A 12,926-nucleotide genomic window follows, 5' to 3' on the forward strand; every position below is an offset into this window, starting at 1 on the left:
GCTGTTCGACATCTTCGAAAAGGCCGTGGCATGTCTGGGGCAACCGCGAACACCGAGCAGACGAGGAGCCTGAGCAAGGACAACCAGGGGCGTGGCGCACGGAGAGCACGAACGACCCGAGAGACCTGACGCATCTCCAGGGCGAGAAGGTCGCCCTCGTACAGCCCGACAACCTGGGCGTCAGCAAAGCAGCCGAGCTGGGCATGGAGGGGCTGAACAGGCCGGCGATGACAGGGCGCCAGGACCGACACGAAGAGCGGGGCGACAGGAACGAACCTTCTGGTCCCGTCGCCCCGCTCTTCGTGAACCGTACGGATGTCACCCGCCCTGGAGGAGGGAGTCAGCGGGGGCGCCCGCCCGGCACCTTCCCCGCAAAATACTTCAACGCGGAGGAAGGCTCCTTCGGCTTCTTGCTCCTGCTCTTGCTCTCACGACTGCGTTGCTGCTCGCGCTCGGACGGACCGGGGGACCACTCCTCCGCCAGCGGAACGCCGCCCGCGGAACCGGAGTCCGACGAGGAGCCGTGTACCTGCTGCTCGGGCGGACTGGGAGTCCTCCCCTCCAACGGAACGCCGCCCGAAGAACCGGAGGTGGTACTCGGGACTCGGGACCGGGGGTCGTTGTACTCGCTGGCGACGTGCTCGGGGTACACCGGCGCTTCTCCGTAGTCGTAGACCACCTCCCGGGGATCGGCGGATTCCCGGCCACGGGGATACTGCTGATCGGAATAGTGATCCGATTCGGCGGTGTACCGAGGATCCGGCACCGTGTACTGCCCCTGCGGCTGGTAGGAAGATGCTGAGGCCGGGAAATACTCGCTGCGGGGAGAAACGGCCTGCGGAGAATAGCCATCGCGGGAAGCACCGAAAGGCGACATGGTGGCCATGCCATCGGTCAACGCGTGCGCGTAGTACTGCGTGGGCACGGGTGGCGACGCCGACTCGCTCGCTCGCCGCTGCTGCGCCGCCTCCATGTTCGCAATTTTCTGCTTCAGCGACTGCTCGCCCTGCGCCAGAGCTGCCAGCTCGTTCAGCACATTGATTCGGGTGAGTTCACGCCCTGACTGTCCCTCGGTGCTGTACAGCGGGGCGCCGCCGGATGTGGACCTGGAGAGTTGCTCAGGGCTTTCCGCGAACGGGGCGTATGGGTCCACTATGCGGACAACCGCGTTGGGATCATCGAACACCTTGTGGAAGTTCTCAAGGGAGTGGTTGGACGAGGAGCTCTCCCCGGAACTGCTCGGAGAACTGGACGAATCATCCAGGGCGTGCCGGGCGATCTCCCGGTTACGCCACCGGTTCTGCTTCGCGGGGAAATCCTCGTCCGGGGAGGGGATTCGGTCGAACGACGCCTGTGTCGTAACGTTGAAGCTCTCCCTGGTCGTCAGCGACCACGTGGCAGAGTCGTTCGAATCACCCCGGATCCCCAACAGCTTGACGTGCATGTGGGGAACCTTGCCCTCCTTGATCAGCTTCTTCAGGTGGGGCCACTCGTACTTCGTCAACACGCTGCCCGCCACCCGGCCGCCGAGCATCAGAGCAGTGACCGGACCTTCCGCACCGTCCACATAGTTTCCGGACATTTTCTCCCAGAGCCGGGCTTGTACCGGAGCGTCCGACCATCGCTCGAACCCGTAGCCCCTGCCGTTAAACAACCTTCCAGGGTTTGACGTCTCCAGGATCATATCCCCCGCGAGTGCCGCCTGCTTCGCGGGATAATATGCTTCCGACTTGCTCCACAGATATTTCCCGGCCCTCGTCTCCCCCTCAAGACCCCTTCCTTTATTTACGACCGTGGCTCGAAGGTCGAAATTCTTGTCGCGCTTGTTTTTCCTGTACACGTCTCGCCACCATTTGGCCGGGACGTGAAACGACTCATAGCGATCGAACTGGGCGATCAGTTTTTCCGCCGCGTCACCCGCCCACGAGTCGTTATCGACGGCGTGCCCTTCGTTGAGCCACCTCCCGTTGTCGGCGAGCCTGTTCATGTAGCCGTCGAAGGCTGCCATGAACGCCCTGTCCTTGTGTAGGCCGTATTTACTCAGTTCTAGCCTGGTGGCTTCTTCATCGGCATCGAACTCTTCGCGGTTGAAACCTGCCATCGTGAGGTCCTCCTCGTCGGAGTGGCGAGCGATCTGTGCCCGCCGTGCCATGGAACCGCAGTACCGACTGATCTTGTTCTGCCGCTTGGACGGTCTCGGAGGCTCAACGGACAGAGCGCCGGAGCGGTTCAACTCGCTCCCGCGACCGGTGAACCCCTTGCCGCACGCATGCGTTGGTGTCTGACGAGACCTCGGCGTGAGGCTCCCCGGCCGCCTCGGCCCGCTGCCGGGCAATCCTCACCGCACAGCAGAAAGGAGCGCCATGTCGGTCCGGACACCTGGCGCCGCGCAAGAGACCGAAGCGCCCCCGGAACCCTCCGCCGGAACCCCGGCGCCCGCCCCCTCCATCCCGAAGTTCATCCTCTACTTGGAGGGGCCTGAATACGCCCAGACGCTGCGGCGGCTGACCCTGTGGGTGCACCACGTGCTGCTGCCGGTCTACGGCCGGGAGGTCACCTCCATGGCCCCGTGGTGTTCCCGCTGGTGGGACCACCCGGAAGCGGTGGCCCAGTTGCACGCACTGTGGCTCGCCTGGGGGGAACTGAGCGACACCGGCTCCGATTCCGGCATGAGCGGGCCCGCGAGCTGGCACCGGGACTACCTGAATCCGGTCATGCTGAACCTCCGGGACCCGGCAGGGCCGTTCGCCGGCTGCAAGCCCGGCTCTCACCGCAAGAAGGAGGCTCCCCCCGTCGATGTCGTCGACCCGTTCGGACCACGGCCTGAATCGCAGGCGGCCCGGACCTGACGGAACCGCCAAGGGCCCGCAGAACGAGGGGTGGACCACAACGGTCCGCCCCTCGTCGCGGTCAGGTCGCCGCCGGTCTCACGCGTCCGGCCGCACCACCCCCAAGATCTGCATGGACGCCGCCGGCGACACATACACCACCCGCCCCGGCCGAGGCGCCGAGATGATGTCCCCGCCCCCGATGTAGATCGCCACGTGACTGGCGTCGGAGAAGTAGATGATCAGATCCCCGGGGCGCATCTCGTCGATCGGGACGTGCTTCAGCCGGGCCCACTGCATTTCCGACGTGCGGGGGATCGCGACGCCCGCTGCCAGCCACGCCTGGCTCGTGAGGCCGGAGCAGTCGAAGGAGTCGGGGCCCTCGGCGCCCCAGACGTAGGGCTTGCCGAGTTGACGGGTGGCGTAGGCGATGGCCTTCTGGCCTGCGGAGGTCGCGTCGGTGCCGACCTTCTTGAGGATGCCCGTGCTCTCCCACTTCGCCTGGGCCTTGTCGGCGGTCTTCTTCTCCAGAGCGGCGAGGCGGGCACGCTCCTTCGCCGCCAACGAGGACTCCAACGCCTTCGCCTCGGCGATGTGCTGCTCGATCGTCCTGCGCTGCGTCGCCATCGCCCGGCGGCTCGTCCGCAACCGCTCCAGTTCGGCCGACGCATCGTCCGTGCGGGTGCGCAGGGCCGACTTCGTCGCCGTCAGGTCCGTCAGCAGGTTCTGCGTGTTCTGCTGGGCCTGGAGGGCCAACCCCGCGTTGTCCAGGGCCCGCCCGGGGTCGCTGGCCAGGGCGAACTGCAACTCGGCGGGCACGCCGCCGCCGCGGTACTGGGCCCGGGCCGCCGCCCCGGCGAGTGTCGTGAGGCGAGTCAGTTTCGCCTCGGTCGTGCGGATCTGGGCGTTGAGCGCGCTGACACGTTTACTCTGTGCGGTCACCTTTCCGTCGGCGGCGTTGTACTTGTCCGTCGCGACCTCCGCGTCGTGGTACAGGCTCTGGAGCTTGGCCTGTACCTCGGTGAGGGTCTGGGGGTCGGCCTGGGCGCCCTGTTGGCTCGCCGCCGTCAGAGCGCAGGCCAGGACGACGGCTGCCGCCGCCCGGTAGCCGTGTGTGCGCAGGGGCCGTCTCATCTGGGCCGAAGCTCCCTTCGTACGCGTCGGTGAGGATGCGTACGCACAACGGGCGCCACCCGCACGGCGGTTCAGTGAGGATGTGACGGCGTGAACCCGTGGCGCGCGGCAGACGTTGTGCGCGAAGAGGTATGACGGCCGGTGAAGGGGACCGTATGGACGCCAAGTTGCTGCTGCTCGCCCTCTGCACGGGGGCGGGTATCGGGTTTCTCCTTCTCGCCGTACGGCAGTTGGTGACGGTGGCACGGCTGTGGGTGCGCGGAGTGCTCGTGACGGGCACCGTGATCCCGCGTATCGCGGGCGACCGGCGGCGGACCGGGATCGTGATGTTCACCGACCACCTGGGGCGGCCCGTCGTCGTCGATACGGGGGCGTACGGGCCGCTGCGCGGACTGCCGCCGGTCGGCGGGACGGTGCCCGTGTGCTACCCGCGCAACCGGCCCACTGCGGCCCGGCTCTGGACCCCGCGGTATCTGCTGTCGCCGGCGTTCGGGTGGTTCCTGACGTCGACCGTGGCCTTCGTGTGCGGGACCCGGGTGACGCGGTGAGCGGTCGCGAGACGGTCGGTCCCGGGCGGGTCCGGGACGTCGATGTGCTGCGCGGGTTCGCCCTGTTGGGCATCCTGCTCGTCAACTCCCAGCTGATGGCGGGTCCTTACACCGCGTTCGGCGGTGGACCGCACGCCTCCGGCGTCGACCGGGCCGCCGCCTGGGCGGTGACCGCGACCACCACCCTCTATCAGCTGTTCTCGTTCCTCTTCGGCTACAGCTTCGTCCTCCAGGAGCGCTCCGCCGGACAGCCGGGCGGCGGGTCCGCCGGGCGCCATCTCCGGCGTACGGCAGGGCTGTTCGGCCTCGGGCTCCTGCACGCGGTGCTGCTCTACACCGGGGACATCCTGATGACGTACGCCGTCCTGGGACTGGTCCTGTACGGCCTGCGCGGGCTGGGTCCCCGGGCCGCCCTGCGGGTCGCGGTCTGTCTGGTGGCGGGCCTGGCCGTGCTGCTGCTCGGGTACGGGCTGTTGACCGTCGCCTTCACCCAGCCGGTCACCCCGGCGCAGTACGCCCCCGAGGTCGCGCGCTCCGTGGCCGCCTACCGCGGCGGCTTCCTCTCGGTGGTCGGGGCGCATCTGCGTGAACTGCCGTCGACCATGGGCGCGAACGTGCTGTACGCCCCCGACATGCTGGCCGCGTTCCTGGCCGGCCTCGCGGCGGCCAAGGCGGGGCTGGTGGAGCGGCGCGGCCGGGACCGGAAGTGGCTCAAGGGTGTCGTCGTACGGTGGCTGCCGGTCGGTCTGGCCGGTGGTGTGGTCACCGCGTGCTGTGCGAACGGGCCGCTGGACAGCCGCTGGTTCCTGGTCGGACACGCGGTGTCACTGCTGACCGCGCCCGCACTCACGGCGTCGTACGCCTGCGGTCTGCTCCTGCTGCTGACGGGCGTGCGCCCGGCGGCGGCCCGTGTGCTGGCCGCCGCCGGGCGCATGGCCCTCACTCAGTACCTCTCCCAGTCGCTGGTCCTCGCGCTCGTCTTCACCGGTTACGGCTTCGGTCTCTACGACCGGGTCGGCACCGCCGTCGTCCTCGCCGGGTGTCTGGTGCTGTACGGCGCCCAACTCGCCCTCGGCGTATGGCTGATGGGGCGGGTGCGGTACGCGCCGGCCGAGCTGGTGCTGCGGACCGTCACGCTGTGGCGGCGCCCCGGTAGTCGTCCATCTCCACGACGTTGTCCTTCTCCTGGGGCAGACCCAGGCCCGGCAGCAGACGAGCCGCTGCGCGTTCCGTGATCGCCGCGGTCTCCGCCTTCGCCGCCGCCGAGATGACATCGGCGCCGGGCTCCTTGTACCAGGGGCGCAGCCGGATCAGGGCAGGCTTGACGCCGGTGGCGAGGAGCAGGGCGGTGCCCTTGGGCAGGGCGCGGATCCTGTCGGGCGGCAGGACGGACTCCTGGCGGTAGGAGTACGAGCGTGAAGTGCCGTCCTTGCTGCGGGAGATGCTCGGGGTCTTCACGTCGTGCTGGCCGACCAGGGTGGAGATCTTCTGCACGAAGTCGGCGTCGTCCAGGCCCGCGCCGAGGAGTTTGATGGTCGCCGCGCTCCACAGCGCGTCCATCCCGACCTCCCCCCACACGCGGGCGCCCTGGCGGTAACTCTGCAGCAGGGTCACGACGTTGATGCCGCGCGAGCCGAAGTGCGAGTACAGGTCGGGGAGATCGGAGATGCGGCACACGTTGGCCGCCTCGTCGAGGACCGCGGTCAGCGGCGGGTCGAGCCGGCCGCCCATCCGCTCGGCGGCCACGACACCCGCCCGCATCGTCGCGTCGGCGAGACCCGCGATGACACCGGCCGCCGAACCACCGCCGTCCTTGGACAGGAGGTAGAGGGTGTCGGTGCCCAGGACGTGTTCGTTCGGGCGGAACTCCGGGAGTCCGGGGTCGGGAGTGACCCACGCGAGGATCTCGGGGTCGAGGAGGCAGGAGGCGGTCTGCCGGGCGGTCTCGTAGATGCCGTCCCGGGTCTCCACCGCGCCGCGCACCGTGCCCTGCAACTGCTCGGCCATCGCGACGAGTCCGACCTCGCGGAGCAGGTCGATCGGGGTGCGGTCGGCGGGGTCGGCGAGCCAGGCCAGGAGCTCGGTCAGCGGGGCCCGGCCGCGGGCGGCGGCCAGGAACAGTGCGGTCAGGGTGTTCTGGGCGGCCGAGATCCAGAAGTCCTTCTTCGCGGTGTCGTCGTTGACGGACGCCACGAAGTGACCGGCCATCCGGCGGGCGCCCTCGATGGTGTGGCACTCGCCGAGGATGTTCCACCACATGGCGCGCGGGGCGTGGGCGATGCCCTGCGGGTCGAACGTCCATACCGTGCCCGCCTTTTCGCGCTGGGCGCGGGTGACGGCGTACACGTCGGACTTGTTGGAGGTCAGCAGGACGGCGCCCTGGGCGCGCAGCACCCGGGGGACGGCGATGCCGGTGGACTTGCCGGCACGGGGCGCCATCAGGTCGAGCTCCACGTCCTCGTAACTGCTGCGCAGTTCGGGGCCCTTGGGGTCGAGGTCGCCGAGGAGGTTGCCGGTCTCGTCGGGGTGGACCTCCTCACGGCCCTTGAGCGTGGGACGCAGTTCGCGGGCGCGGGCCTCGATGCCCTTGGGGCACATGGCGGCGAGTTCACGTCGTCCGGCCAGCCCCTTGGGCGCTTTGCCGCGGTCCATGAAGAAGTTGACGGCGAGGGCGGTGGGCACCGCGATGAGCGCCAGCACGCCGAACATGCCCGCGTAGAGCACGGCGGCCGGGGCACCCGGCCACAGCGCGGTCGGTCCCTCGGAGATCAGGGTGGAGACGGTGGACATGGCGAACGGCGGGGCGTCCCAGCCGTAGCCGGAGAGGCCGGCGCCGAAGGTGCCGCCGGCCCAGACGATGGTGAACGCGAAGATGCCGAAGGCGGCCAGCGCGGCGATGGCCCACTGCATCTGGTCGCCCAGGTCGCTGCTGCGCGGTCCACTCATGCGGTCCACCCCTCGGCCGACGCCTCTGCCGCGGGGAAGCCCGGGTCGCCGGAGAGCGCGAGGGGGGTCGGGTCGCCCGGGAAGGCCCGTGGCAGCGGCCCTTCCTGGGAGAGCCGTGCGACCTCCTGGGCGGCGCGGGTGGCGGCCCGCTCGATGGCCGCCTCGTTGGTCGTCCAGCGGGTGTTGGTGTTGTGCAGGTCGCGTTCCGCGTCGGTGATGGCGACCTTGATCGGGATGCCGGGGCGGCCACCGACCTTGATGAGGAAGCGGCCCCGGCCCGGAGGCTCCTCGTCCTCGCCCCGTACGCCCCAGCCGGGCGGCGAGGACCAGGACGACACGAGTTCGATCTCGCGCCGGGAGAGTCCGACCACCTTGCCGAGGTCCTCCATCTCGGTCTTCGGCAGTCCGGCGCACACCACCATCCCGGCCCGCTCGACGAAGCCGCGCGCCTTGGCGCGGTCGGCGTCGGTGCCGAGGGCCTCGGCGTCCTTGAGGGTGTGGGTGATCTTGGCGTCGCCGAGGCCGAGGGAGCGGTTGAGGCGGGTGAGGGCGTCGATGCGGTCGACGATGCCGGAGGCGGCGCGCAGCGGGCGCCACAGCTCGTCGAGGACGGTGAAGAACCAGCGTCGGGGCGCGAGTCCGGCGTCCGCGAGGGCGTGCGAGGCGGCCACCGTGCCCAGCCCGTCGGACCAGGCGGCGAGCATCGCGGCGGCGGTGAGCTGGGTGTCGGCCTCGCCGATACCGGAGATGTCGATGCACACCGCGGGCGCGTTCGCGTCGATCCGGGTGGACGTCTCGGAGGCGAAGGTGTCGCCGAGCGGGCCGTCGAGGATGCCGAGCAGGGAGCGGTGCAGCGGGTCGACGGCGTCCCGGTAGCGGGTGTCGTCGCCACGGTCGAGGGTGACCGCGCGGACCCGGTCGGGGCCCTCGGTGAGGACTCGGAGCACGTCCGGCAGCAGCACCGTACGGCCGGGAAGAGTGCGTTCGCGCAGGTGGTGCAGGACGGCGGAGAGCACGGACTGCTCGTGGTCGTCCATGGGCCGGCCGCGCACGATGGTGATGAGGGCGGCGACCATGTTCAGGACCCGGCCGTGGGCCTCGGCCTTGAGGACCTCGCCGGCCTCGCCGCCGACCTTCGCGGCGGCCTCGCCCATGGCGCCCGGGTCGAGGACGTTGATGCCGCCCCGGCCGCGGCCGATGGAGATGACCTGGCCGCCCAGCGCACGGACGGTGTCGGCGTAGTCGGGCTTGAGGTCTCCGAGGACCAGCGGGACGACACCGGTCGCGGCGAGCCCGATCAGCATCCGGTTGATGAGGGTGGACTTGCCCAGGCCCGGCATGCCGAGCATGAAGAGCGAGGGGTTGGAGATGTAGCGGGCCCGGGTGAACCAGTTCAGCGGGTCGCCGCAGACCGTGGCGCCGGTGAACAGGTGCTGTCCGAGCGGCACTCCGGTCATGGGCGAGCCCGAACCGGCAGCGAACGGCCACATGCCGCAGGCCTGCACGGTGGTGGCGCGCCACATGGTGGGCGGGTCCATGTAGCCGACGCGGCCACCGCCGGGGCCCTGCCAGCCGCGGGCCGGGATGTACAGCTCCCGGGGCTTGACCGGGGCCTTCTCCTTGCCTCCGCGCCTGGCGTCGGACTTGGCCTTGGCCTTGGCCTTCGCCTTCACGGACTTCTTCGCGGTGGCCTCGGCGCCGGATCCGTCCAGGCCGACCAGTCCCGACCCGCCTTCTGCCAGGTCCCGGAGCGCCTGCTCCTCGGCCATCAGGTCCGCTCGCTCGGCCAGCTTCTCTTCGCTACGGCGGCTCACAGCGCCTCCTGCAGTTCGTGCGGGACGAGGGTCTGTTCCCACGGAAGGATTCCGGCGGGCAGGGTGCAGCTGAACGCGGCTGCCTGCATCCGGTCGGCGGGGCGCATCAGCACCCGGGACGCCGCGGTCAGGTTGCGTACGGTGACGCTGGCGTCGGCGAGTTCCTGCAGGGTGTCGACGGTGACCGTCAGCATCAGCGAGAACTCGACGAGGCCGGCGCCGGCCGCCTCCTCGTTCGCGGTCTGTTCGGCCGCCCGTACCCCGGAGGCCGCGCGTGCCTGCACCATGCCCTTGCCGGACGTCGCCATGAACTGCGCGCTGCGCCGGTCGGCCTCGACGATGCGGGCCGAGGTGGCGGGGTCGATGGCCCGGTAGACCAGGGCGACCCGCTTGCGCCGGGTGCCGGGGGCCGCCTCCAGCATGCCGCGCAGCACCGAGGAGCGGACGGTGCCACGGGGTGCCAGCGTCAGCATCCAGGTGCGGGAGACACCCGAGTCGTGCTGGTAGGCGTTCACCGTCTCCACGGCTACGGCGGGACCGGCGTCGTCCCACTCCAGGCCCGTTCCGCCTTCCAGGGCACGGGCGTTGAGGACGTCGGCGGCGACGGCGGGGTCGTAGGCGACCCGGACGACCTCGGCGATCCGCTCGGCCGACAGCGGGTAGGCGGCACCGCCGCCGGCCGCGACGAGCCCGCTGAGCAGGCCGGGGATGCGGATGGCCAGTTCGGTCATCACGTCCTCCTTCCTGCGCTTCTGGCCCGCCGGGTTGCCGTAGGTGAGGGTGACGTAGGTGTGCATCTCGGAGGAGGCGCTCGGGTAGCGCTCGACGACCTCCTCCATCACGGCGCGGGCGGCGGCCGGCGCGTTGGGGTGGATGCGGGGCAGCACCTCGTGGGCGAGCCGGGTGCCGGGGTCGGGAGCGGTCTCCACGATCACGGTGGCGCCCTTGAGACCGGGTTCGTGGGAGAGCCGGGCCAGCCACTCGCCCCACAGCGCGACCCAGACGTCGACCTGGTCCGGGTCGATGAGCGAACCACCGTCGGGGTCACAGCCCAGGACGATCGTGTACAGGTCGCGCTGCGGGTGGTGCAGGATCCCGAAGGGGCGGTCGTAGGCGTCGCGGCCCTCGCTCGCGGTGACCTTGTTGAGCAGGCCCGGCGGGCGGAACCGGCCGCCGGGACGCGCGGACAGCGGGCCCGAGACGTAGAGGTGCGCGCCCGCGGCCTTCCTGCGCCACCAGCCGACGCGCAGGGCGAACAGCTGGTAGACGTTACGTCCGTCCTGGGTGCGGATGGTGAGCGGGATGAGGAACAGGACGACGGGCACGAACACGACGAGCGCGGCGTACAGCGAGATCAGCGACGCCAGCAGGGTGGCGACGAGGCCGCCGAAGATCACGAAGGTGCCGACGAGTCCGAGCGGTCCGAGCCCCGCGCGCCTCGGCCTGCGCCAGTTCCCGTAGGTCGGATGGGAGACGGCTTCCGTGGACATGTGGGCGGATTCCTTTCGTGAAGTGATGGGGTGACGACGCGAGTCGAGAGGCGGGGAGAGACCGCCGGACTCCCGGGGGAGGGGAGCCCGGCGGCCGTTCGTCAGGGGAGACGACGCCAGGAGGAGGTACGGGCGTACGGCCTGGGTGTCGTGGACTCCCCCGGGCTCACTTGTTGTTGCCGAGTTCTCCGTCGGCACCCTCGACGGCGCCGGAGACGGTCGAACTGGCGACCTGGGTCGCGGCCACGGCCGCGAGGATCGCCATACCGGCGGGGCCGCCCATGGCCGCTGCGGCTTCCTTGCCCGCACCGCCCGCGGCCTTGCCGGCACCGTCGCCGCCCTTGCTCGCACCGCTCGGACCGCCCGAGCCGGAAGCGCCGTCCGCGCCGCCGCCGCCGGAAGCGCCGTCCGCACCGCCGCCCCCGGACGCACCGCCGGTGCCACTCGCTCCGCTCGGGCCCTTCTGTCCGCCGCCGCCACCGCCGGACCCACCGCTCATGGCGCCGACCTGCACGGCACCGCTTGCCAGCTGGCTGCCCGCCTGCCCCATGGAGGCCATCGGGTTGCCCGTGCCCATGGCGGCGGCGGCGGGCACGACGAGCTTCAGCAACGCGGGGAGCGCGATGGCGGACAGCAGCATCACGCCGATACCGGCGATGCGGGTGTTGACGTCGGCGCCCGTCTTGCTGTTCTGGCCCTCGGTGATCATCGCCATACCGGCGTTCAGCACGAGGGCGACCGCGGGCTTGTAGAGCAGCCAGGCGATCATCCAGCCGATGTGCTTGCGCCACCAGCCGGCGCCCCAGTCCGTCATCGAGGCCGCGGCGGCCATCGGAAGGGTACCGAGCATGATCATCATGACGCCGAGCCGGATGTACATCAGGATCGTGTGCAGGATCCCCGCGAGCAGCAGCAGGAAGGCGAGGATCAGCAGCAGGAAGGACTGGATGTTGCTGATGTCGCCGCAAGCGCCGATGTTGACCAGCGCCTTCTGCACGGAGTTGTTGAACAGATAGGTGGAGTAGTCGTCCGCGACCTTCGCGGCGGCCAGGCAGATGGTGGTGGCGGCGCCCGAGACGAGGACGACGCGCATGATGCCCTTGAGCGCGGTGACGCCCGCGGTGCCCCTGCGCTCGATCGCCATCCTGCCGGCCGCGAACAGCAGTGAACCGACGGCCAGATAGACCACGATCCACGATGTCTTGTTGCTGAGGTCGTGCGAGGTGGTCGTGTCGTCCAGGGTCGGAACGCTCTCGGCCAGCGCCGCGAACACCGCGATCGCGGCGGCGAGGATGGTCTTCGCGATCAGATCGATGACCGTCCCGACGGGGTCGCCGAGAAAGCTGAAGAACCCGGTGATCGCGTCCGCGAGCGGATTCCCGTCGCTACAGGCCGCCACGTCAAACCCCCCAGAGTGTGTAGCCGACGGCGCTCTGCTCGGAGGCCAACTGCGAGTACAGTCCGCCGCTGCCGTCGGGCTGGATCTTCCAGTCGCCACCGCTCCAGCGCACGTAGACGGTGGTCTTGGCATAGCCTTGGTCGTTCTTGATCAACAGCCCGACGGTCGCCGCCTTGCTGGTGTACGAGGTCACCCGGAACCCCGTGTACGACGAGGTGGTCGTGGCGCCGTTCGAACTGTCCGTGTCCGGCACCGTGGTGCGCTGGAACACGAACAGTTCGCGTTCCTTCCCGGCGACCACCTGCTGGTCGGTGACGGTGCGCCACTGGGATCCGCTCATCTGGGTGGGGATGTCGGTGGCGGCCAGCGCGGCGCCCATGGGGGTGTGCGCGAAGCACCACCACACGGCGCCCTGCATCCTGGTCGGCCCCGCCGAGGCGGAGACCGGCACACGCCCGATGCCGAGTGTGTGCCAGCTGATGTCCTTCGGCACGGACGTGGGGATCGCGTCGCCCGCGCTGTCGTCGGTACGGCAGCCGCCGGGACGGCCGTCCTTCTTGGTGACGGTGCCGGACAGCGGGCCTTTGGACGCCGGCGCCTTGGCACGGTCGGCTGTGCTCGAGCCGGACGTCAGCGTGGTGATCACGCCCAGGACGACGACCAGCGCGAGGAACCCCGCCGATACCTGCCAACTGCGCTGCTTCCAGTACGGCCCGGACTCCTCGGACGGCCGTTCCCCGCGCTTGAAGATACCCACTGTCCCGCGC

10 protein-coding genes are annotated in these 12,926 nt (G+C 70.1%); 3 read left to right on the forward strand and 7 right to left on the reverse strand.

What is annotated here, in order from left to right; genetic code table 11:
- Positions 1-340 precede the first annotated feature (340 nt).
- Positions 341-2,101, reverse strand: a complete 1,761-nt coding sequence (locus OO70_RS42935; protein ID WP_158711594.1) for a hypothetical protein — start codon at positions 2,099-2,101, stop codon at positions 341-343.
- Positions 2,102-2,363: 262 nt separating this feature from the next.
- Here OO70_RS42935 and OO70_RS42940 point away from each other — a divergent pair, with 262 nt between their 5' ends.
- Entirely contained in the window at positions 2,364-2,849 is a 486-nt protein-coding gene (locus OO70_RS42940) for a DUF4913 domain-containing protein (RefSeq protein WP_078651778.1), read from the forward strand.
- 78 nt (positions 2,850-2,927) lie between these two features.
- Here OO70_RS42940 and OO70_RS42945 read toward each other — a convergent pair whose 3' ends face one another.
- Complete coding sequence (locus OO70_RS42945) at positions 2,928-3,962, reverse strand: C40 family peptidase (protein WP_043684503.1); 1,035 nt, start codon at positions 3,960-3,962, stop codon at positions 2,928-2,930.
- A 155-nt stretch (positions 3,963-4,117) separates the two neighbouring features.
- On the opposite strand from OO70_RS42945, the gene OO70_RS42950 reads away from it, so the two are divergent.
- Positions 4,118-4,510, forward strand: a complete 393-nt coding sequence (locus OO70_RS42950; RefSeq protein ID WP_043684507.1) for a hypothetical protein — start codon at positions 4,118-4,120, stop codon at positions 4,508-4,510.
- Complete coding sequence (locus OO70_RS42955) at positions 4,507-5,745, forward strand: DUF418 domain-containing protein (protein WP_043684636.1); 1,239 nt, start codon at positions 4,507-4,509, stop codon at positions 5,743-5,745. Before OO70_RS42950 ends, OO70_RS42955 begins: the two co-directional genes overlap by 4 nt.
- Here the strand turns inward: OO70_RS42955 and OO70_RS42960 are convergent.
- The 5 genes from OO70_RS42960 to OO70_RS42980 form a co-directional block, all read right to left on the reverse strand.
- Positions 5,642-7,456, reverse strand: coding sequence for a type IV secretory system conjugative DNA transfer family protein (locus OO70_RS42960; RefSeq protein ID WP_051742149.1), 1,815 nt, complete (start codon positions 7,454-7,456; stop codon positions 5,642-5,644). The genes OO70_RS42955 and OO70_RS42960 overlap by 104 nt on opposite strands.
- On the reverse strand, positions 7,453-9,270 hold the full coding sequence (locus tag OO70_RS42965) for a P-loop NTPase family protein (protein WP_051742151.1): 1,818 nt from the start codon (positions 9,268-9,270) through the stop codon (positions 7,453-7,455). Before OO70_RS42965 ends, OO70_RS42960 begins: the two co-directional genes overlap by 4 nt.
- Positions 9,267-10,760: an SCO6880 family protein gene (locus tag OO70_RS42970; RefSeq protein WP_043684510.1), complete on the reverse strand. Its 1,494-nt coding sequence runs from the start codon at positions 10,758-10,760 to the stop codon at positions 9,267-9,269. Before OO70_RS42970 ends, OO70_RS42965 begins: the two co-directional genes overlap by 4 nt.
- Positions 10,761-10,926: 166 nt before the next feature.
- On the reverse strand, positions 10,927-12,159 hold the full coding sequence (locus OO70_RS42975; protein WP_043684513.1) for a hypothetical protein: 1,233 nt from the start codon (positions 12,157-12,159) through the stop codon (positions 10,927-10,929).
- 1 nt (position 12,160) lies between these two features.
- Positions 12,161-12,916, reverse strand: coding sequence for a hypothetical protein (locus OO70_RS42980; RefSeq protein WP_063749779.1), 756 nt, complete (start codon positions 12,914-12,916; stop codon positions 12,161-12,163).
- Positions 12,917-12,926 lie beyond the last annotated feature (10 nt).

The sequence above is a fragment of the Streptomyces xylophagus genome, assembly GCF_000716435.1.
GTDB lineage: Bacteria > Actinomycetota > Actinomycetes > Streptomycetales > Streptomycetaceae > Streptomyces > Streptomyces xylophagus.

Excerpts from the sequence above, each read along its gene's own strand:
- OO70_RS42950 (WP_043684507.1), top strand. The coding sequence starts at position 4,118 with ATGGACGCCAAGTTGCTGCTGCTCGCCCTCTGCACGGGGGCGGGTATC.
- OO70_RS42960 (WP_051742149.1), bottom strand. The coding sequence starts at position 7,456 with ATGAGTGGACCGCGCAGCAGCGACCTGGGCGACCAGATGCAGTGGGCC.
- OO70_RS42935 (WP_158711594.1), bottom strand. The coding sequence starts at position 2,101 with ATGGCAGGTTTCAACCGCGAAGAGTTCGATGCCGATGAAGAAGCCACC.
- OO70_RS42970 (WP_043684510.1), bottom strand. The coding sequence starts at position 10,760 with ATGTCCACGGAAGCCGTCTCCCATCCGACCTACGGGAACTGGCGCAGG.
- OO70_RS42945 (WP_043684503.1), bottom strand. The coding sequence starts at position 3,962 with ATGAGACGGCCCCTGCGCACACACGGCTACCGGGCGGCGGCAGCCGTC.
- OO70_RS42940 (WP_078651778.1), top strand. The coding sequence starts at position 2,364 with ATGTCGGTCCGGACACCTGGCGCCGCGCAAGAGACCGAAGCGCCCCCG.